We start from the raw sequence: 20,751 nt of genomic DNA, 5'->3' as shown, positions 1-20,751 counted from the left end.
CGGTCTGGTGGGGCGCAGCTCGCAATTATACTGATCGCCGACTGCTTGAGACCGACCACTTTGGTATGAAGCTCGCGCCGCCGCGCTGTTGAGGCGTGTCGATTTTCCCTTGAATCTGGCCTGTATCCGCCCTTGAAACCACCCAGCACCGAATCGCCGAACCGCTCCCGCTGGTGGCGCGCGGCGATGTTGATGCTTGGGCTGTCGGCGGCGCAGGGCGCGCCGGCGCTGACGGCCACCGCCGCGGAGGCGGCCTGGCTGGCCGCGCATCCGGTCGTGCAGGTGTATTCCGACGCCGGCGCGCCGCCGTTCGACGCCTTGGACGAACGCGGCGAGCATGTCGGCCTGGTCGCCGACTATCTGCGCGAGCTCAGCCTGCACAGCGGCTTGCAGTTCCGCTTCTCGCCGCAGCCCAGGCGCGAGCGCCTGCTCGCCGAAATGGCGGCGGGCGGCGAGGCGCAGCTGTTGGTCGCCTATCGCCTGGAGGTCCCGGCCGACGCCGGCCTGCGTCCCCTGGCCAGGGAGCTGGCGCGCGACTACCCGGTGCTGGTCAGCCGCCACCTCGGCGAGGACTACGGCAATCTCGATGGCAGCCGCACCCGCCGCTACGCCCTGGTGCGGGCCTACGCACCGGGCGAGCGCTATGGCCGCCGGCAACCGGCGGGCAGCCAGCTGCTGCTCAAGGAGAACTTCGAACCGGCGCTGGTGGACGTGGCGCTGGGCAATGCCGATGCCAGCGTCCAGGGCCTGGCGGTAGCCGACTACCTGATCCGCCAGCGCGGCCTCGGCAATCTGCAGTTCACCGGGCTCGCCAATGAGCCGGCCGAGCCGCTGCGCTGGTGGCTGCCGGCTGCCGCGACGCCGCTGGCCAGCCTGCTGGAACGTGCCTGGGACGAAATCCCTGCCGAGCGCCATCGCGCGTTGCGCCAGGCCTGGCTGGGCAGCGAGCCGCTGCCGCCAGCGCCGGAGTGGACCGGCAGCGCGCGCTATCTGCTGGTTCTGCTGGCGGTGGCATTGCTGCTGGCGGGCGGCTGGTACTGGCGCCGCCATCGGGCCGGCAAGCCAGGCGTGCTGGCGCCCCAGCATCCGCAGGGACCGGGGCCGGGCCTGTTGTTCGAGATCTGCGAGCCTGAGCAGGGCGCGCCGCAGCTGCGCTATGCCAGCCGCGAAACGCGCCGCTATCTGGACCTGGACGCGGACGCCGAGGCCTTGAGTCTGCCGGCGGTGCTGGCCAGCATCCCCGCCGAGGACCAGGCGCTGATCGCCGATGCGATCAGCGAATGCCGGCCGAGCCTGCGGCGCTGCGAGGTGGAATTCCGGGTGGCCGGTGCCGAGGGCCTGCGCTGGGTCAAGTGCGCAGCCGACCCTTGGCGGGACAGCGACGGCAGCCTGATCTGGAACGGCGTGGCCGTCGACATTACCGCCCAGAAACTGGCCGAGGCGCAGTCGGAGCGTGCCGAGCGGCGCCTGCGGGAGATCACTGACAACGTCCCCGGCGTGGTGTTCCAGCTGGAGCGCGATGCCCAGGGCGCTTATCGCTTCAACTTTGCCAGTGCGCCGCTGCTGGCGGTCTGCGGTCTGCGGCCGCAGGACGTGATGCGCGACGGCGAGGTGATGTTCCGTTCCATCGACGAGCAGGACCGCGAGCGGGTACGGGCGGCGGTGGAGCACTCGGCGCTGGATCTGGAACCCTACGAGGTCGAATACCGGGTAAGGATGGCCGATGGCCGCCTGGAATGGCTGCGCGCCAACGCCGTGCCGCTACGCCTGGGCAATGGCAGCACGGTCTGGAACGGCTACATCGGCAATGTCAGCCGGATCAAGCAGACCGAGCAGCGCCTGGAAGACACTGAGCGCTTCATCCGCGACATCACCGACAACATCCCCGGCTTCGTCTATCAGCTGCGGCAGAACGCCGACACCGGTGGCCGCAAGCTCAGCTTCGTGTCGGCCGGCGTCAGCAGCCACGGCGTGAGCATCGAAGAAGCACTGGCCGAGCAGGGGCGGGTCTACGCCCGCATCCTGCCCGAGGATCAGGCGCGGGTCGCCGAAGCGGTCGACCACTCGGCGGAGACCTTGAGCCCCTACCGGGTCGACTACCGCATGCACCTGCCCTCCGGCGTGATCGGCTGGATGCGCAGCCAGGCGATGCCGCAGCGGCTGCCCGACGGCAGCCTGGTCTGGAACGGCATCACCTACAGCATCAGCGAGGAAAAGCTGCTGCAGGTGGAGGCGCAGCGGGCACAGGAGCGCTTGCAGGCCATCACCGATGCCCTGCCCGGAGTGGTCTATCAGCGCCTGGATTCGGTCAGCGGCGAGGTGGCCTATCCCTATGTCAGCGACGGTGCCCGCGAGCTGTTCGAACTCAGTCCGGAGGAGATCGCGCGACGGCCCGAACGCCTGCAGCAGCGCATCTTTGCCGACGACCTGGCGCCGATGACCGCGGCGTTTTCGGCCTCGCGGCGCGAAGGCAGCCTGGTCAATATCGACTTCCGTTACCGCCGTAGCAGCGGTGAGCTGCGCTGGCTGCGCACCCTGGCCAGGCCAACGCCGAGCAGCGATGGCGAACTGGTGGTCTGGAACGGCTTCACCGAGGACGTCACCACCGAGAAAGACGCCCAGGCGCGCGCCGAGGCGCTGCAGCGGCGTCTGGTCGAGATCACCGCCACCGTGCCCTGCGTGGTGTTTCAGCTGTTGCGCGATGCCGCCGGCCATCAGCGACTGCTGTTCGTCAGCGACAGCCTGCAGGCGCTGGCCGGGGTCTCGCACGAGGCCGCCGAGGCCGACATCAATACTGTGCTCTCGCTGCTGCCGCCGGAAGACGCCGGCGCCATCGACCAGGCCCTGAACCGCAGCCAGAGCGAGCAGCGGCCGGTGTACTACGACTTCCGCATCCAGGCTGGCGACGGTCGCCTGCGCTGGGTGCGCGGCTCGCTGTCGCTGCCGCGAGAGGACGAGCGCGGCAGTGTCTGGAGCGGCACCTGGCAGGACATCAGCGACATCAAGGATCTGCAGGACGAACTGGCCGAAGCCAAGCGCGTCGCCGAGTCCGCGAGCCGCTTGAAGAGCGAGTTCCTGGCCAATATGAGCCACGAGATCCGCACACCGATGAACGCCATCATCGGCCTCGGCCAGCTGGCGCTGCACACCGAGCTGAGTCCGCGCCAGCGCGACTACATCGGCAAGATCCACAGCGCCAGCCAGGCCTTGCTGGGCATCCTCAACGACATCCTCGATCTCTCCAAGATCGAGGCCGGACGCATGCAGCTGGAGCGCGCCGAGTTCGATCTCAACCATGTGCTGGACGATCTCGCCGGCCTCACCAGCCTGCGCGCCGCGGAGAAATCGCTGGAGCTGTGCTTTGAGCTTTCGCCGTCGCTGCCGACCCGGCTGATCGGTGATCCGCTGCGTCTGGGCCAGGTGCTCATCAACCTGACCAGCAATGCCATCAAGTTCTCGCATGCCGGCGAAGTGCGGCTGAGGATCAGCGAGCAGGAGCGTCGCGGCAGCCAGCTGCGGCTGCGTTTCGAGGTGCTGGACCAGGGCATAGGCCTGAGCCCGGAGCAGTTGCAGCGCTTGTTCGAGTCTTTCGCCCAGGCGGACGCCTCCACCACCCGCAAGTACGGCGGCACCGGGCTGGGGCTGTCGATCTCGCGCAATCTGGTGCGCTTGATGGGCGGCGAGATCGGCGTCGAATCCAGCCCTGGCAGGGGCAGCTGCTTCCATTTCGACGCCTGGCTGGAACTACCCGCCAGTGAGCAGCCGCATTACCAGCTGCCGGCTGATCTGCGGGGGCTCCAGGCCCTGGTGGTCGATGACAATGCCGGCAGTGGCGAGCTGCTGAGTGCCTGGCTGACCGCCTTCGGTTGCCAGGTCGCGCGCGCGACCGGCGGTGAGCAGGCGCTCGCCCAGCTCAAGGCCGCCGCGGGCGCACCGCCGCAGCTGCTGCTGGTGGACTGGGACATGCCCGCCATGAATGGCATGGAGACCGTGCGGCAGTTGCAGGCGCTGCAGCTCGCCCGTCGGCCGGCGCTGGTGATGATGTCGGCTTTCGCCGGCGACGAGATGATGAGCCTGGCCAAGGCCGCCGGCGTCAACGCCTTCCTGACCAAGCCGGCAGCGCCGGCGAGCCTGTTGCAGACCGTGCTGGTCGCCCTGGGGCGTGCCGAGGCGGCCCCGGAAATGGCCGCTGGCAGCAGTGCGCATCCGCTGGCTGGTCTGCGGGTGCTGGCGGCGGACGACAACGAGGTGAATCTCCAGGTCGAGCAGGAAATGCTGGAGGCCGCCGGTGCCAGCGTCGGTCTGGCGCGCAACGGCCTGGAAGTGCTGGCGCGGCTGGCCGAGTCGGAATACGACGTGGTGCTTCTGGATCTGGAGATGCCGGAGCTGAATGGCCTGGAGACGGTGCGCCGTCTGCGCGCCGAGCCGCGCTTCAAGGATCTGCCGGTGATCGCGATGACCGCCCACGCCATGCCCGAAGACAGGCAGCAGGCGCTGGCTGCCGGCATGAGCGATTACCTGAGCAAGCCGGTGAGCCACGACGAGCTGGTGGTCGCGCTCTCTCGCGCGCGCCTGCATGGCCCGCTGTTGACCGAAGTCGGCGGTCAGGCCGCGCTGCCCGGTGCCGCGCCCGCCGCCGAGGCCGCCAAGCCGGTGGTCCCCGCCGCGCCATCGCCGGGCCAGGCGCTGCTCGATGCCAAGGGCGCGATCATGCGCCTGGGCGGCAACAGCGGGCTGTATCGCCGGTTGATCGAGCGTTTCCAGAACGACCACCGGGATGCCGCCACCCAGATCGCCAACGCGCTGGCGGCGGAGGATCTGGAGCGCGCACGCCGGGACGCGCACAGCCTCAAGGGCGTGGCTGCCAACCTGGGCGCCCAGCGGCTGGCCGGTCTGGCCGCCGAGATCGAGCAGGTACTGCGCGAGGGAAAGGTACCGGCGGTGGCCAGCGTCGAGCAGTTGCTGCGGGTACAGCAGGAGAGCCTGCAAGCCATGCTGGCGCAACTGCCGCCGCCAGCGCCGCCGGAGGCCGGCGATGCCGCGCCGACCGCCGATCTCGGCGAACCGCTGCGGCGGCTGGCGCAACTGCTGGCCGAGCACGATGCCGAGGCCAAGGCCCAGTTTGCAGGCCTGTCGGCGCAACTGGGCCAGCAGCCGACGCCGGCCTTCCTGCGCCTGCGGCTGGCGATAGAGAACTATGATTTCGAAACCGCCGCCCAGTCCCTGGAAGATCTGATGCGCGAACTCCACCTGCCAGCCCCCGCAAACCCCGGGGCAGGAGCTCCATGACTACCGAGGTCCGCAGCGAGCCCGCCGCCGGCAGCCCGATTGGCTACAGCGGCCTGGAGCCGCGCGGCCAGCTGAGTCGGCCGGTGGTGCTGTTGGTCGACGACACGCCGTTCAACATCGACGTGCTGCGCGGCATCCTCGCCGGCGCCTACACCCTGAAGGTGGCGACCAATGGCGAGAAGGCGCTGGCGCTGGCGCAGATGCAGCCGCAGCCGGATCTGATCCTGCTCGACGTGATGATGCCGGGCATGGACGGCTATGAGGTCTGCCAGCGGCTCAAGGCCAGTCCGCAGACCCAGGGCATCCCGGTGATCTTCGTCACCAGCATGAACGAGGTGGAGGACGAGAAACACGGCTTCGAGGTGGGCGGCGTCGACTACATCACCAAGCCGGTGAGCCCGCCGCTGGTGCAGGCGCGGGTCGCCACCCATCTGCGCCTCTACGCGCACGAGCGGCATCTGAGCGAACTGGTGGCGGCGCGCACCCGCGAACTCGAAAGCACCCGCCTGGAGATCATCCGTCGCCTGGGCCGCGCCGCCGAGTTCAAGGACGACGAGACCGGCCAGCACATCATCCGCATGAGCCATTACACCCGCATCCTCGCCGAGGCCTCGGGGATGAGCCGGGAGAACGTCGATGTGCTGTTCAATGCCGCGCCGATGCATGACGTCGGCAAGATCGGCATCCCGGAAGCGATCCTGATGAAGCCGGGCGTGCTCACCGAGGAGGAATGGAAGGTCATGCGCAAGCACCCGACCATCGGTGCCGGCATCATCGGCAAGCACGACCATCCGTTGCTGGAGACGGCGCGCATCGTCGCGCTCACGCACCACGAGAAATGGGATGGCAGCGGCTACCCGCGCGGGCTCAAGGGCGAGAAGATTCCGCTGGTCGGACGCATCGTCGCCATCGCCGACGTGTTCGACGCGCTGACCTCGGAGCGTCCCTACAAGCCGGCCTGGACGGAGGAGGAGTCGGTGGAGTTCCTGCGTCGTGAGAAGGGCCGCCACTTCGAGCCCAGGCTGGTGGATCTGTTCATCGAGCAGCTGCCGGAGATTCGCCGCATCCGTGAGCAATACGCCGATGTCGGGCCGCAACCGCCGCCCGGCACCGCCGCCTGGGAACAGCTGCCGGATGCCACCAGCCCCGGCCTTCCGGCAACCACCAGCTCCTAGTCGCGGTCGCGGTCGGCGCGCGGGTAGCGATCCTCGACGGTGCCGGTCAGCACCGAATTCATCATTTGCGGATCGCAGCGCTCGACGCAGAGACGGCGCTCGTCGCCGCAGAGTCCGGCATCGCGGCGGATGCCGAGCAGACAGAGTTCGTGCGCGCTGAAACAGCGCTGCACGCAGACATCGTCAGTCGCGGGGACCGGATACAGATGGCGGCGACTGGGCGCCTCTGCCGCGATCGCTGCGAGCGGCAGCAGGGCGTAGACATACAGCGGGAACCTCGGCATGGCTCCTACTCCGGACAGGGCCTCTTGGTCATGACGACACTGTAATCCGCCCGGCGGCGGGAGAGTCGGTGGGAGCTACTGCCGGCCGCCGGCCGGCGGCCCTCAAGCGGCGATCTCGCCGCAGCCCAGGCAGCGTCGACCCTGGTACAGCACCAGGTACTGGCCCGGCGTGACCGCCCGCTGCGGCTGCTCGAAGCGCACCTGTAGACCACCGTCCGTCATCTCGAACACCCGACAGGCGGCCAGCGGCTGGCGGTGCCGCAGGCGGCCGTGCAGCGGTTCTTCCGGCCGGATGCGTCCCAGCCAGTGGAAGGTCTCGGTGCGCAGTTCGTGCCGGAACAGCCGCGGATGGTCGGGCTGTTGGGAAACGATCAGCGCCTTGCGCGCCAGGTCCTTGTCGACCACGTACCAGGGCGCCTCGCTGGCGCCGCGGCGGCCGCCGATGCCGACGCCCTTGCGCTGACCGAGGGTGAAGAACTGCAGGCCGCGATGCTCGCCCAGCACCTCGCCCTGATCGGTTTCGATCGGGCCCGGATCGGGCGGCAGATGCTCGGCCAGAAACTCGGCGAACGGCCGCTCGCCGATGAAGCAGATGCCGGTGGAGTCCTTGCGTCGGTGATTGGGCAGGCCGGCCTGGGCGGCGAGGGCGCGCACCTCGGGTTTGCGCAGGCCACCGAGTGGAAACAAGACATTCTCGAACTGCGGGCGCGGCACGCCGGCGAGGAAATAGGTCTGGTCCTTGTTCTCGTCCACCGCGCGCAGCAGCACCGGGCCTTCCGGCGAGGCCTCCAGCGCCGCGTAGTGGCCGGTGGCGACCAACTCGGCGCCCAGCCGACGGGCGTGTTCGACAAAGGGCTGGAACTTGATCTCGCGATTGCAGAGCACGTCCGGGTTGGGCGTCTTGCCGGCGCGGAGCTGGCGCAGGAAGGCGGCGAACACCCGCTCGCGGTATTCGGCGGAGAAGTCGACCCGGTGCAGGGGTATGCCCAGCTCCTCGGCCACGGCGCGCGCCGTCTGGTAGTCCTCGGCGGCGGTGCAGTAGCCGGACTCGTCCTCGGCCCAGTTCTGCATGAACAGGCCGGAGACCCGGTAGCCCTGCTCCTTCAGCAGCCAGGCGGATACCGCCGAATCGACCCCACCGGAGAGGCCGACAAAGACCTGTCGGCTCATCGTCGACTTAGTCCTGGGAAAAATCCGGCAGGCTCAGCGAGCCGCTGCCGGGGATCGACTGCTCCAGGGGCTCTTCCTCGTCGCCCGGCAGCGGCGCACCGGCCAGCGGCGTCAGATGGGTGAGCACGCGCAGCGGATAGCGCTTGGCGGTCCAGTAGTCCTCCACGCACTGCTGCACCATCGGGCTGCGGTGGCGGTAGATCTCCTGTTGCAGCTCATGCTGATCCATCCAGAACCAGCGGCGGATGCCGGTATCCAGCGGCCGCGAGGCATCGTGCTCCAGCGGCTTGGCGGAAAACGCGAAGCGCAGGAAGGCGTAGTCGAGATCCGGCGGCTGGTATTCGTAGATGCCGACCAGGCCGGTGATCTCCACTCGCCAGCCGGTTTCCTCCAGGGTTTCACGCACCGCGCCCTGCATCAGGGTCTCGCCCTGCTCCCAGTGACCCGCCGGCTGGTTGATGACCAGCTCCTCGCCGACTTCCTCCTCCACCAGCAGGAAGCGGCCGTTGCGCTCGACCACGGTGGCGACGGTGACGTGCGGCATCCAACTGCGCGTGCTCATTTCAACTGCCCCTTCTGGCGCAGATGCTGATAGCCGTCCGGATCGGCCGGGCCCAGCGAGCGCAGGTAGTTCTTCAGGGTTTCGCTGGCGCCGGGCTTGGGCTTGAGGCGGATGTCGCTCTCGTAGTGCTGGTCCGGGTACAGCCGGGCCTCGCCATCGGCCTCCAGCGGGCCGGACGGCGAGCTGACCTTGGCGATCAGCGCCTCCGGCGTGGTCAGCAGCTCGATCTGGAAATCGCCCAGCGCCAGCGGTTCGCGCGCCAGCGTCCAGGCCAGGCCGCGCAGGTCGATGCGGCCGCTGAGGGTGTCAATACGACCTTTCTTGACGATCAGGCTGTCGATCTGGGCGCCGGCCTGGCCGCTGATCGGCAGGTAGCTGAAATTGGCCAGTGCCGCCAGGCGCTTGACCTCGCCGGCCAGGCGGAAGTCGCTGAGCCGCAGGGCCAGCGGCGAGGCCGCCACCCTGCCTTGCAGAGTCGCCAGTTCGCCGCCGCCTTCCAGCCACAGCGAGGCGCGGCCGAGCAGCAGCCAGGCGGGCTGGAAGCGCCAGCGCAGATCCTGCGCCACCAGGCGGTTGTTGACGGTGATGCCGGACAGCTGTCCGGCCGCCCAGGGGCCTTGCAGGCCGTGGATCTTTAGCGCCGAGGCCTGGGGCTTGAAGGCGGCGTAGAGCAGCGCTGCCGGGATGTTGGCGATCAGCGTCAGCAGAAACACCGCGCCCGCCGCCCAGAGGATGTGCTTGCGGGCGATCACGGCCGCACCAGGCTCAGGCGGGCATTGACCAGGCCCGGACTGGCGCGGCGCTCGATCTCGGCACCGCTGACGCTGATGCCGTAGCGGCTCTGGAGGATGCCGATCCAGCGGCCGAGATTGTCGAAGGGCACGTCCTCGAACCAGATCTTCACTTCCTGCTCGCCGTCCGGTTGCAGGCGGGTCGGCGCCTTGCCCAGCTCCGGCAGCCGTGCCGCCTGGTCGACCAGGGTCAGCAGCGACTGGCCGCCGCCCTGCACCGCGCCCTGGCCGGAGGCGCGGGCGCGCTGGATCACCGCACTGATGCTCTCCAGACGCTCGGCGAACGCGCGCTCGTCGGCCAGCGCCGCCAGCTGGCGCTCGCGCGCCTTGGCGAAGGGCTCCCAGAGCACCAGGTAGATCAGGGTCAGCGCCAGCACGCCGGCGCCGATGGCGACGATCAGCCGCTCACGTGGCTGCAGCTCGCGGTAGCGCGCCAGCAACGGCGCCAGATGCGGCTCGGCCTGGGCGGCCAGGGCCGCGAGACGGGCCTGAAAGGCGGTGCTGACTTGATCGAGAGCGCTCATGCGGGAGACAGCTTGATGCGAATTTGCAGGCCTTCTTCGCCGCTGTTGGCGGACTGCACGTCGAGGCGCGCGCCACTGGCCGGTGTGTAGTAGGCACGCAGCTGGTCGAGCGCGGCGAGATCGCTGCCGCTCAGGCTGAGAAACAGGGCGCCCTCGCGGTATTGCAGGCCGTCGAGTTGCAGCGTGGGCGCCGCCTTCAGGCCGGCGGCGAGCGCGTCCATCAGCGGCAGCAGGCCGGCGCCCTTGGCGCTGCCCTGGGCCAGCGCGAACTGCTGCTCGGCCTGGACCCGCAGATTCACTACCCGCTGCTCGCTGGGGAACAGCTCCCTGAAACGTGCCTCGTTGCTGGCCTGCTGCTGTGCGGCCTGGCGCTTGAGGGAGAGCGCGCTGAGGCCGTTGCCGGCCGAGCCGAGCAGGAAGGCGGCGGCGAGCAGGCCGACCGGCAGCCTCCAGGCCTGCCACTCCTTGCTGAAGCCGCGCTGCTGGGCGTAGGCGCCCTGCAAGAGGTTGATGCTCTGCGCCGGCCGGTAGTGGCGGGCGAAGGCCTCCAGCGGGTGTTCCAGGCCGGGCAGCAGCTCGACATCGCGCTCCAGGCGGGTGAAATCGGTCTCGACCTCACGGCCGATCAGGATGCGCAGGGCGTGCTTGTGCTCGCCCTCGGCCAGGCCGAGGAACAGCTCGAAATCCTCGGCCTGGCAGCCGAAGCCGGAATAGGCGCCGGTGCGCACGCTGAGCTTGCCGGGCTCGGCGAGCACGGTCCAGCGGCCGTCGTCGCGCCAGGGCAGGGCCAGGGTTTCCGGCACCAGGGCGTCGGGCGTCAGGTCACGCGCCAGGAACGGCGCCAGCCAAGCGCGCAGCTGCTCTTCGGCAACCACCGCCACCGGCCATTCCTGGCTGGCGAGCGGCTGCGCGGCGACCGCGAAGTGCAGGGTCTCGACGTCTTCGGCGAACTGCTCTTCCAACGCATAGGGTGCGGCGAGCAGGGCCTTGGCAGCCTGACGCACCGGCAGATTGGCGCTGAGCAGGCGCACATCCTCGCCGGGCACGTAGAGCACCAGGCGGCGCTGGGCGGCGAGTTCCAATACCTCGGCAAGCGGCGCTTCGCGCACCATTACGCTCACCGGCGCGTCGCCACTGGTGAGGGCGTAGGCGACAGGAGCTTCCGAGCCAGGCTCGCGTAGGCGGATATGCAGCGTCTCGCGCATGGGGCTGGCTTATTCGGTGTCGAGGCTGCGGGAGATGATGATGGGCGTGCCCGAGCTGGGCCGCAGCACCACACTATAGAGGGCGACACGACCGCTGCCAATGAAGGCTTCCGCCACCATCAGGAAGTAGCTGGTCTTGGCCGACACCAGGTCGGCGGTGACGTCGGCGGGCAGGGTGCCGTCGCTTTGAAGCTTCTGCGGGTTGTCCACCGGGTCGGTCTTTTGCTTGCCCAGCCACTCATCCATCTTCTGTTTGTCGATCTTGTCCGAGAGCGAATACAGAACCTCGGGCTTGGCAGTGTTGACGTTGACCGGGGTCGGCGCGCCGCCGCCGCCCAGGGGCAGGGCGGTCACGAACGGCGCCAGCGCGCGGTAGATCTCCGGGGTGACCCCCTTGATCGCCAGCAGCTCGGTCGGGCTCTGCAAGGCCTGGTCGGCGGTGCGGTAGGGCTGGGCCAGACCCTGGTACTCGCTGTCCTCGGCGCCGCCGCTGCCATTGGGCAGCTGGTTGCCGTCGATCCAGTCGCGGATGGCTTCGGCGATGGCGCTGGCCTGGCTGGCGTCCAGGCCGGGGATCTGCCCGAACAGGCGCTGGAACTGCTTCACATACACCAGCGGCTTGTTGGAGCCGAGATTGTTGAGGTTGAAGCGGCCCTGCAGGTCTTCCAGGTGGCCGCGCAGCGCGCCCTGTTCCACCGGCAGGTAGTCCACCGGGCGTGCCCAGTCCTCGTCCCTGGAGTCGACATCGTTGTCCTCGCGGTCGCGCTTCAGGATCGAGATCACCCAGGTCTCCAGACCGTCCGCGTACCACCAGGCGCGCTCGCCATCGATGAGGGTGGCGGTGCGGCGGATGGCGGCATTGGCCGAGCCCAGCACCGCGGCGGCGGCAATGGCGGCCAGGGCCATCACCAGCATGGCGGTGATGAGTGCGATGCCTCTGGAGCGTTTTGGCGGTGCCATGTTCATTGGCCGCCGCTACCGCCGGAGGAACTACCGTTGCCACTACCGCTACCACCGCTTCCGCTTCCGCTTCCGCTTCCGCTTCCGCTTCCGCTGCTGCTACTGCTGCCACTGCCACTGGAGCCGCCACTGCTGGCAGGCACCGGATTGACGCCGATGCGGAACAGCCAGCGCACTTCCTCGTAATCCTTGCTCTTGAGCGTCAGTTCCACCGCCTTCGGTGGTGGGCTGCTGCTGGTGGCGTTGGGGTTGCTACCGCTGGCCGGCCAGCGCTCGCGCCACTCGCGGTTGTTGTCGAGAAAACGCCAGCGCACCTCGTCGAGCCGGCTCAATACCACCAGGCGCACCGGGTCGCGGTCTTCGGCGCGGTCCAGCACCCGCCAGGTTTCGCGGACCAGCTCGTCGGTCTTCTCGTCGTAGCGATAGGCGATGCGCTCCAGACTGGAGCGCGGCTGGTAGAGCGGGTTGCGCCAGCCGCCATGGGTGAATTCCACCCGCTGCTGGTATTCCTCGAATTCCAGCGCCGGGCGTTTCTCGCCGAAGCCATCGCGCACGCTGCGGCTGGAGGCGAGCTGAAAGTCGTTGCGCAGGCGCTGGAAGGCCTTCTGCCATTCCGCGGTGCGGTCCAGGCGGCTTTCCAGCTCGCGACGGGTGTTGAGCACGTAGTTGAGTCCGCCATAGGCCATGGCGGCGAATACCGAGAAGATCGCCAATACGACGATCAGCTCCAAGAGGGTGAAGCCGCGCGCGCGCCTCATTTGCGCCTCACAAAGCCGGTCAGCTGGGCGCTGGTGGGGGCGTCGGCGCTGCTGTCCTTGGCCAGGGGCGAGAGCACCTTGAGATCGACCCGGCGCAGCTCCGGATCGTCGGTGGCGCTCACTTCCAGCCGCCATTTCCATTCGGTGCCGGCCATCTCGGCCTTGCCCTCGCGGCTGCCGGTCGCGGGCCACTCGGGCTCCAGCTCGACCTCGGTCAGGCGGTTGTGGGCGATCCAGGTGGCGATGCTGCGCTCGCGCAGATAGCCGGCCTGCGAGGCATAGCGGGCAAAGCCGGAGAGCAGCGCGCCCATGGCGATCGCCAGGATCGCCACCGCCACCAGCAGCTCCAGCAGGGTGAAGCCGCGCTGCTCGGCAGGGCGGACCGTGCTCATCCGCGCGGGATCGCGATGCGGGTGAGCTGTAGCCGGCCGAGCACATCACCCTCCAGCCGGTAGAAAAACCCCAACCCCGGCGCGCCGAGGTCGAGCGCAAACGGAGTCAGCTCACCGCTAGACAGCAGCAGAACCTGCGGCTCCATTTTCTTCACCGCAGCGGTCATCGAGGGCGACTTCTCTTCCTTATCCAGCTCCGCTTGCGAGGGATCATTGGCCGGCAGCACCACCCGCCGGCCATCGACCGTGAGGCCGACGCTGATCGGTGGCGGGATCTGCCGGCGACGCAGGCTGCCGGTTTTCTCCAGATCGCTCCACTTGCGGTTTTCGTCGAGCACCAGCAGCCGGAACTCGCTCTCGGTGAAGCGCAGACCGATTTCCACGCCCTTGGCTTCCGCCTCTTCGGCGGCCAGCTTCACCAGGGCCTGCATGCGCCGCGCCTCGTTTTCCATCTGGTCTTCCTGCACCCGGTTGCCGACCGAGAGCATGGCGAAGGTGGCGAGCACGCCGATGATGAGAATGACGACGGCGAGTTCGAGGAGGGTGAAGCCGCGATTCGCAAGTGGTGCGCGGGTAAACCTAGGCGAGTCAGTGCCTGCCGTCGCTGCGCTGGCGTTCGCGACTGCCGCGAGCTTCGCTCGCTGTGGTTCGCTAAGGCGGGCCTGGTTCGTTGCCGTCCTTGGCGCGAACTTGCCCTCCGCATCCGGCCCCGGCCTCGCCATCCCTGGCGAGGCGTTCGCCACCGCCGCGAGCTTCGCTCGCGAAGCGCGGTGGCTCACCCACCCAGATCCCAGTTGCCGATGTCGCCGGCGGCACCTTCGCCGCCTGGCTTGTTGTCGGAGCCCAGGCTGAACAGATCGAACTCGCTCTTGGTGCCCGGTTGCAGGTACTGGTAGGGATTGCCCCAGGGATCGTTGGGCAGCTTCTGCACATAGCCGCCCGGCTTCCAGTTCTTGGCCGGCGGATCACCCTGCGGCGGCGCCACCAGGGCTTCGAGGCCCTGCTGGGTGGAGGGGTAGTAGAAGTTGTCGAGCTTGTAGAGGTTGAGCGAGGACTCCAGCACGCGGATGTCCTGCTTGGCCTTGGCGATACGGGCGTCATCCGGGCGATCCATAATGCGTGGCACCACCACGGCGGCCAGGATGCCGAGTATCACCACCACCACCATGATCTCGATGAGGGTGAAGCCGCGTTGGCGGCGGGCCGGGTGCATCGTCGTTGGCATCGTAAAAATCCTTGATTTGCTTGAACTTCGTGAAGACTTGCGGGAACGCCGTGGATGATAACAAACGCGTCTGACCACTCCGAGACAACCGCTGCCAAAAATCCCTGGACCGAACTTGCGGTCTGGGGCTCGCCACTGGTGCTGATGGCGCTGATCGCCCTGCTGGCCTTGGGCGGCGAGCCCTGGATCGACGCCCTGCGCTACGACCGCGTGGCGATCGCCGATGGTGAGTGGTGGCGCCTGCTGACCGGCAATCTGGTGCATCTGCCGGGCAATACGATTGTCTGGGAGGGCTTCCGGTTCCACGGTCCCTGGCATTTGTTCCTGAATGAACTGGGTGTGCTGGTGCTGGTGCTGCTCTGTCCGGAGCGGCTGTCGGCGGCAGTGTGGGCGCGGCGGGTGATTCTGCTCGGCCTGGGGATGAGCCTGGGTCTCTATTTCTTCGCGCCCAGTCTGCGCTGGTACGTGGGCCTGTCCGGCGTCATGCACGGGCTGTTCCTGCTCGGCCTGATGCCGCAGGCGCTGAAGAAGGACATCGTTGCCCTGGGTTGCATCGTCTATCTGCTCGGCAAGCTCGGCTACGAGCTGTATGCCGGCGCGCCGGTGTCCGACGAGCAGGCCATCGGCGGCAAGGTGGCGCTGGACTCGCACCTCTGGGGTGCCATCTCCGGCCTGGTCTACGGCCTGGTGTTCCAGTCGTTCTGGAAGCCGGAACGCTGGGCATTCTGGCGTTAGCGGCATCCTCCATTTGGTAGTAGGTCGCCACAGCGGCCTTTGTGTAGAGTCTGCGCCGCTTGCTTTCTCCCCCGTCATCCGAGGCCACGATGCCTGAAGCTAACGCAGTAAACGCGCATGCCTTTCTGTTCCCCGGTCAGGGTTCCCAGTCGGTCGGCATGCTCCAGGCGCTGGCCGCCGCCCATCCGGCGATTGCCGACACTTACGCCGAAGCCTCCGAGGTTCTGGGTTTTGATCTTGCCAAGCTGGTGCGCGAGGGGCCGAAGGAAGAACTCGACCGCACCGAGAACACCCAGCCGGCGCTGCTGGCAGCGGCGGTGGCGGTGTGGCGCGCCTGGCAGGCGCAGTCCAGCGCGCGGCCGCTGGCGCTGGCCGGACACAGCCTGGGCGAGTACAGCGCCCTGGTCGCGGCCGAATCCTTAAGCCTCGCCGACGCGCTGCGTCTGGTGCGCCTGCGCGGCCAGCTGATGCAGGCGGCGGTGCCCGAGGGACAGGGCGGCATGGCGGCGGTGATCGGCCTCGACGACGAGGCGGTGGCTCGGTTGTGCGCCGAGTATCCGGGTAGCGAGCTGCTGACGCCCGCCAACTACAACAGTCCCGGCCAGGTGGTGGTGGCCGGCGAAACCCCGGCGCTGGACTGGCTGCTGGCCAACGGCAAGGCCAAGGGCGCGCGGATGGTGATGCGGGTGGGCATGTCGGTGCCCTCGCACTGTGCCTTGCTCAAGGATGCCGCCGCGAAGCTCGCCGAGGCGCTGGCAGCGACCACAGTCCTGGCGCCGAAAATCCCGGTGCTGCACAACCTCGACGCCGCGCCGCGCCAGGATCCGCAGGAGATCCGCGCCGCGCTCGCCGCCCAGCTGCACCAGCCGGTGCAATGGACGCGCACTGTGCAGGCGCTGGCCGGGCAGGGCGTGGTGCATTGGCTGGAATGCGGGCCGGGCAAGGTGCTCACCGGTCTGGTCAAGCGCAGCGTCGACGGCGCCAAGCTCTACGCCCTGGAAGATCCGGCGCAGTTCAGCGCCGCCGTGCAAACCCTCAACGGAGTGAACTGAACATGCAGATTTCCTATCAAGGCCAGGTCGCTCTGGTCACCGGCGCCTCGCGCGGCATCGGCCGCTCCATCGCACTGGCCCTGGCGCAGGCTGGCGCCACCGTGGTCGGCACCGCCACCAGCGAGTCGGGCGCGGCGGCGATCAGCGAGGCGCTGGCCCCCTACGGCGGCGAGGGCCGGGTGCTGGACGTGCGCGACGGCGCCGCCACCGAGGCCCTGGTCGACGCCATCGCCAAGGAAAAGGGCGCGATTGCCATCCTCGTCAACAATGCCGGCGTCACCCGCGACACCCTGCTGATGCGCATGAAGGACGAGGACTGGGCGCAGGTGATCGACACCGACCTCAGCGCGGTGTTCCGGCTCAGCCGCGCGGTGCTGCGTGGGATGATGAAGGCGCGCTACGGCCGCATCGTCTCGGTGGGTTCGGTGGTGGGCCTGATGGGCAACGCCGGCCAGGCGAATTACTGCGCCGCCAAGGCCGGCCTGATCGGTTTTTCGAAGTCGCTGGCGCGCGAGATCGGCTCGCGCGGCATCACCGTCAACGTCGTCGCGCCGGGTTTCATCGACACCGACATGACCAAGGCGCTGCCGGAGGCCGCGCGCAGCGCGCTGCTGGAGCAGGTGCCGGCCGGCCGTCTCGGCGCGCCGGAGGATATCGCCGCGGCGGTGTGCTTCCTGGCTTCGCCAGCGGCCAGCTACATCACCGGCGAAACCCTGCAGGTGAATGGCGGCATGTACATGCAGTAGTTGCTTGAAAGGGCGGCGGGCAAATCGCCTTTCGCCCCTGTTTTTGATGCTGCGATGCAGCACTGCCTGATGCGTATGGGTGGCGACCGTCACAAACCATCGCTTAGAATCCGGCGGCCACAACGAACCGAGGCTTTAAGGAGCCGACATGAGTAGCTTGGAAGAAAAAGTCAAGAAGATCATTGCTGAACAGCTCTCCGTGAGCGAAGACCAGATCAAGCCGGAATCCGCTTTTGTGGAAGACCTCGGTGCCGATTCCCTCGACACCGTCGAGCTGGTGATGGCGCTGGAAGAAGAGTTTGAAATCGACATCCCGGACGAAGAAGCGGAGAAGATCCGTACCTTCCAGGACGTGCTCAACTACATCAAGACCCACGCCAGTTCGGCGTCTTGAGGTCGCTTAAGGCCTCGCTTTACCTCCCCCAGACAAACGGACCGCACGCATGACGCGCCGCCGCGTGGTGGTGACGGGTCTCGGTATTGTTTCCCCGGTCGGGTCCTCCATGGACCTGGCCTGGGCCAATATCCTTGCCGGTAAATCCGGCATTGTCCCGATCACCCATTACGATGTATCCGCCTATACCACCAAGTTCGCAGGCTTGGTCTCGCCAGACTTCAAGGCGGAGGAATGGATGGGGATGAAGGAGATCCGCAAAACGGATCCCTTCATTCATTACGGAGTCGCCGCGGCCAAGCAGGCCCTGCGCGATTCCGGACTTGAGATTACTGACGCCAACCGTGAGCGCATCGCGGTCACGATTGGCTCTGGCATCGGCGGCATAGGCTCCATCGAGGAGGAATGCCGCGCGCTGCACGAAAAGGGGCCGAAGCGGGTTTCGCCGTTTTTCGTCCCCAGTTCGATCATCAACATGGTCGCTGGCTACGTCTCCATCGAGATGGGCATCACCGGCGGCAGCTTTGCCACTGTCTCCGCCTGCACCACCGCCGCGCATTCCATCGGCATGGCGCACCGGATGATCAGCTACGGTGATGCCGAGGTGGTGGTCGCCGGCGGCGCCGAATGCGGCTCCGCGCCGGCGGGCATGGCTGGTTTCTGTCAGGCGCGGGCGCTGTCCACCCGCAATGACGATCCCACCCGCGCCAGCCGCCCGTTCGACAAGGACCGCGACGGCTTCGTGCTCGGCGATGGCGCCGGTGTGCTGGTGCTGGAGGAATACGAGTTTGCCAAGGCCCGCGGCGCCCGCATCTACGCGGAGCTGATCGGTTTTGGCATGTCTTCCGACGCCTATCACATCACCCTGCCGCCGGAAGACGGCAATGGCGCCCGTCGTGCCATGCAGGGCGCGATGAAGGATGCCGGCCTCAATCCCGAGCAGGTCGACTACATCAATGCCCACGGCACCTCGACGCCGGCCGGCGATGGTGCCGAGACCACGGCGGTGAAGGCGGCCTTCGGCGATTACGCCAAGAAGCTGCCGGTGTCCTCGACCAAGTCGATGACCGGCCATCTGCTGGGTGCGGCGGGTGGCATCGAGGCAGCGTTCTCGGTGCTGGCGATCCGCGATCAGGTCTTGCCGCCGACCATCAACCTCGACAATCCCGGTGAGGGTTGCGATCTGGACTACGTGCCGCACACGGCGCGCCAGGCCAAGGTTGATGTGGTGCTGTCCAACTCCTTCGGTTTCGGTGGCACCAACGGCACGTTGGCGTTCCGCCGGCTCTTCTAGCGGGACGTGGCCCAGCACCTTGAGCTGCCAGGAACGCCCGATCTTCTAGCCCTGCACGAGCGGAACCCGGAGCGTTATCCCTTCCTGCTCGAAAGTGTGGCCGGACATCCCACTTCCGGTCGCTACGACCTGTTGTTGGCGTTTCCGCAGTGGCAGTCGGCCGAAACCTTGCTGGACGGGCCGGATTTCTTCCGGCGACTGTCTGAAGTCAGCGCCGCGGTTGGTGAGGACGCCGAGGATCACGGCCTGCCGTTCGCCGGTGGCTGGTTCCTGTTTCTGGCCTACGAGGCGGTGCGCTACAGCGAACCCGGCTTGCGGCTGCCGGACGCGCCCTGTCGGCTGCCGACCGCGCTGGCGGTGCGCTGCCCGGCCGCGATCATCGTCGACCGCGAACGCGGCCGCAGCCATTGCCTGAGCGAGAGCGGTGCCGAGCTGGCGTTGCTGCTGGCGGACTTGCAGTCGCCGGTGGCCGACCCGGCTCTGCCGGAGGGCGCGCTGGTCGAGGCGGTACGCGAGGAAGCCACCGAACGGCACCTGGCCGGAGTGCGCAAAGTGCTCGATTACCTGCGCGCCGGAGACAGCTTTCAGATCAATCTTTCAAGAGCTTGGCGGGCCAAGTTAAAGCCCGGTATCGGCATCGCCCAGCTCTACCGCAGCCTGCGTAGCCGCAACCCCGCGCCGTTTGCCGGGCTGGCCCGCATCGGTTCCAGTGCCATCTTAAGTTCCTCGCCGGAGCGTTTGATTTCCATAGAAAAAGTCGACGGAAAGCGGCTTGCGCAGACGCGCCCCATCGCCGGCACCCGGCCACGCTCGGAGCAGGCCGGCGAAGACGCCGCCCTGCGCCGGCAGCTGATCGGCAGTCTCAAGGAGCGTGCCGAGCATGTGATGCTGATCGACCTCGAGCGCAACGACCTGGGCCGGGTCTGCGAGCCCGGCAGCATCGAGGTCAGCGAGCTGATGACGGTGGAAAGCTATGCCCACGTCCACCACATCGTCTCCAACGTCCGCGGCTATCTGCGCGAGGGCGTCGGGCCGGGTGAGGCGATCGCCGCGGTGTTCCCGGGCGGCACCATCACCGGCTGCCCGAAACTGCGTTCGATGGAAATCATCGCCGAGCTGGAAGGCGAGGGCCGCGGCGCCTATACCGGCGCGATGGGCTATCTCGCGCGCTCCGGTCGCCTCGATCTCAATATCCTGATCCGCAGTCTGGTGGTCGAAGACGGCGAGGTGAGCCTGCGCGCCGGCGGTGGCATCGTTGCCGATTCCACGCCGGAGGCCGAGCTGGCCGAGACCCGTGCCAAGGCCAAGGGCCTGTTGCGAGCTCTGGGCGTGACGGCATGACTCCGGACCTGCCGCGCGAAGTGGTTGCTCTGGTCAATGGCGGGCCGCCCGGCACCGCCATCCTCACCAGCCGCGCACTGCACTATGGCGACGGGGTGTTCCGCACCCTGTTGCGCCACGAAGGCCGCTGGCTGGATTTCGACCGCCATTACGTGAAGTTGGTGCACGACTGCCGGGCGCTGGACCTCGACCCGCCGCATGTCGGCCAGCTGGAGGCCGAGCTGGAAGCGCTCGGCGGCGGCCGTGCCCAGCCAGTGGTGGGCAAGATCATCCTCGCCCGCGCCGGTGGCGGCCGCGGCTACACGCCGACCACCCGCCAGTGCGACCGCATCCTGCTGCGCTATCCGGCACCGCGATTTTCCGCCAGCCACTGGAGCGAGGGCATCAACGCCATCCGCTCGGTGGTGACGCTCTCGGCGCAGCCGCGGCTGGCTGGCGTAAAGCATCTCAATCGCCTGGAAAACGTGCTCGCCGCACGCGCCTGGCCGCAAGGAGTGCAGGAGGCGCTGATGAGCGACGCCGCCGGCAACCTGGTCTGCGGCACCCGCAGCAATCTGTTCTGGGCCGAGCCTGGTCGCCTGTGCACGCCCAGGCTGGCCCAGTGCGGCGTCGCTGGCCTGATGCGGGCGCGGGTGCTGGAGCTGGCGCGCAGCCTGGGCCTGCCGGTGGAGCAGGTCGAGGCGCCGGTCGAGCGCCTGCTGGCGGCGCGCGAGGCCTTCATCACCAACAGCCTGATCGGGCTCTGGCCGCTGCGGCGTCTCGAGGGCCACGAGTTCGGGCAGCCCGGGGTGCTCAGCCAGCGTTTGCAGCAGGCGCTGGCGCATCCCAGCCTGCTGGATGCTCATTGATGCTGT

At 68.1% G+C, this 20,751-nt stretch carries 19 protein-coding genes and 1 pseudogene; 9 read left to right on the top strand and 11 right to left on the bottom strand.

Going from position 1 to position 20,751, the window contains the following annotated elements:
• The first annotated feature begins 132 nt into the window (after positions 1-132).
• Together AC3WT6_RS08145 and AC3WT6_RS08140 are read left to right on the top strand one after the other, a co-directional pair.
• A complete protein-coding gene (locus AC3WT6_RS08145) occupies positions 133-5,289 on the top strand; it encodes a PAS domain-containing protein (RefSeq protein ID WP_492653083.1) in 5,157 nt (1,718 codons plus the stop codon).
• A gap of 71 nt (positions 5,290-5,360) precedes the next feature.
• Positions 5,361-6,464 carry a response regulator gene (locus AC3WT6_RS08140; RefSeq protein WP_492653817.1) on the top strand — a complete coding sequence of 368 codons (1,104 nt, stop codon included), beginning with the start codon at positions 5,361-5,363 and terminating at the stop codon, positions 6,462-6,464.
• Here the strand turns inward: AC3WT6_RS08140 and AC3WT6_RS08135 are convergent.
• The 11 genes and pseudogenes from AC3WT6_RS08135 to gspG all read right to left on the bottom strand — a co-directional run bounded on the left by AC3WT6_RS08135 (position 6,461) and on the right by gspG (position 14,323).
• Entirely contained in the window at positions 6,461-6,748 is a 288-nt protein-coding gene (locus AC3WT6_RS08135) for a hypothetical protein (protein WP_492653082.1), read from the bottom strand. The two genes, AC3WT6_RS08140 and AC3WT6_RS08135, sit on opposite strands and share 4 nt — an antisense overlap.
• A 102-nt stretch (positions 6,749-6,850) precedes the next feature.
• Positions 6,851-7,918, bottom strand: a complete 1,068-nt coding sequence (gene mnmA / locus AC3WT6_RS08130) for a tRNA 2-thiouridine(34) synthase MnmA (protein ID WP_492653081.1) — start codon at positions 7,916-7,918, stop codon at positions 6,851-6,853.
• 121 nt (positions 7,919-8,039) lie between these two features.
• Positions 8,040-8,480 (bottom strand): annotated as a pseudogene (locus AC3WT6_RS08125) (NUDIX hydrolase); the annotation flags it as partial.
• Positions 8,477-9,232: a type II secretion system protein N gene (locus AC3WT6_RS08120; protein WP_492653080.1), complete on the bottom strand. Its 756-nt coding sequence runs from the start codon at positions 9,230-9,232 to the stop codon at positions 8,477-8,479. The gene AC3WT6_RS08120 and the pseudogene AC3WT6_RS08125, both read right to left, overlap by 4 nt.
• Entirely contained in the window at positions 9,229-9,795 is a 567-nt protein-coding gene (locus tag AC3WT6_RS08115; protein WP_492653079.1) for a type II secretion system protein M, read from the bottom strand. Before AC3WT6_RS08115 ends, AC3WT6_RS08120 begins: the two co-directional genes overlap by 4 nt.
• Positions 9,792-11,000, bottom strand: coding sequence for a type II secretion system protein GspL (gspL, locus tag AC3WT6_RS08110; protein WP_492653078.1), 1,209 nt, complete (start codon positions 10,998-11,000; stop codon positions 9,792-9,794). Before gspL ends, AC3WT6_RS08115 begins: the two co-directional genes overlap by 4 nt.
• 9 nt (positions 11,001-11,009) lie before the next feature.
• Positions 11,010-11,960, bottom strand: coding sequence for a type II secretion system minor pseudopilin GspK (gene gspK, locus AC3WT6_RS08105; protein WP_492653077.1), 951 nt, complete (start codon positions 11,958-11,960; stop codon positions 11,010-11,012).
• A gap of 2 nt (positions 11,961-11,962) precedes the next feature.
• A complete protein-coding gene (gene gspJ, locus AC3WT6_RS08100; protein WP_492653076.1) occupies positions 11,963-12,718 on the bottom strand; it encodes a type II secretion system minor pseudopilin GspJ in 756 nt (251 codons plus the stop codon).
• Entirely contained in the window at positions 12,715-13,110 is a 396-nt protein-coding gene (gene gspI / locus AC3WT6_RS08095) for a type II secretion system minor pseudopilin GspI (protein ID WP_492653075.1), read from the bottom strand. The genes gspJ and gspI overlap by 4 nt, the downstream gene beginning before the upstream one ends.
• Positions 13,107-13,832 carry a type II secretion system minor pseudopilin GspH gene (gene gspH / locus AC3WT6_RS08090; RefSeq protein WP_492653816.1) on the bottom strand — a complete coding sequence of 242 codons (726 nt, stop codon included), beginning with the start codon at positions 13,830-13,832 and terminating at the stop codon, positions 13,107-13,109. Before gspH ends, gspI begins: the two co-directional genes overlap by 4 nt.
• A 53-nt stretch (positions 13,833-13,885) precedes the next feature.
• Entirely contained in the window at positions 13,886-14,323 is a 438-nt protein-coding gene (gene gspG / locus AC3WT6_RS08085) for a type II secretion system major pseudopilin GspG (RefSeq protein WP_492653074.1), read from the bottom strand.
• Between the two features lie 66 nt (positions 14,324-14,389).
• Between gspG and rrtA the strand changes: the two genes are divergently transcribed.
• The 7 genes from rrtA to pabC all read left to right on the top strand — a co-directional run bounded on the left by rrtA (position 14,390) and on the right by pabC (position 20,745).
• Positions 14,390-15,070, top strand: coding sequence for a rhombosortase (rrtA, locus tag AC3WT6_RS08080; RefSeq protein ID WP_492653073.1), 681 nt, complete (start codon positions 14,390-14,392; stop codon positions 15,068-15,070).
• An 89-nt stretch (positions 15,071-15,159) separates the two neighbouring features.
• On the top strand, positions 15,160-16,122 hold the full coding sequence (gene fabD / locus AC3WT6_RS08075; RefSeq protein ID WP_492653072.1) for an ACP S-malonyltransferase: 963 nt from the start codon (positions 15,160-15,162) through the stop codon (positions 16,120-16,122).
• Between the two features lie 2 nt (positions 16,123-16,124).
• Positions 16,125-16,868 carry a 3-oxoacyl-ACP reductase FabG gene (fabG, locus tag AC3WT6_RS08070; protein WP_492653071.1) on the top strand — a complete coding sequence of 248 codons (744 nt, stop codon included), beginning with the start codon at positions 16,125-16,127 and terminating at the stop codon, positions 16,866-16,868.
• Between the two features lie 148 nt (positions 16,869-17,016).
• The gene (gene acpP, locus AC3WT6_RS08065) at positions 17,017-17,262 is read left to right on the top strand and encodes an acyl carrier protein (RefSeq protein ID WP_123211919.1); all 246 of its coding nucleotides are present in this window, start codon (positions 17,017-17,019) and stop codon (positions 17,260-17,262) included.
• A 49-nt stretch (positions 17,263-17,311) separates the two neighbouring features.
• Positions 17,312-18,556, top strand: coding sequence for a beta-ketoacyl-ACP synthase II (gene fabF, locus AC3WT6_RS08060; RefSeq protein ID WP_492653070.1), 1,245 nt, complete (start codon positions 17,312-17,314; stop codon positions 18,554-18,556).
• Between the two features lie 6 nt (positions 18,557-18,562).
• Complete coding sequence (locus tag AC3WT6_RS08055) at positions 18,563-19,897, top strand: aminodeoxychorismate synthase component I (protein ID WP_492653069.1); 1,335 nt, start codon at positions 18,563-18,565, stop codon at positions 19,895-19,897.
• The gene (gene pabC / locus AC3WT6_RS08050; RefSeq protein WP_492653068.1) at positions 19,894-20,745 is read left to right on the top strand and encodes an aminodeoxychorismate lyase; all 852 of its coding nucleotides are present in this window, start codon (positions 19,894-19,896) and stop codon (positions 20,743-20,745) included. Before AC3WT6_RS08055 ends, pabC begins: the two co-directional genes overlap by 4 nt.
• Positions 20,746-20,751 lie beyond the last annotated feature (6 nt).

The organism is Stagnimonas sp. FW305-C-60 (assembly GCF_058782965.1).
This window is presented reverse-complemented; position numbering and strand designations above follow the sequence as displayed.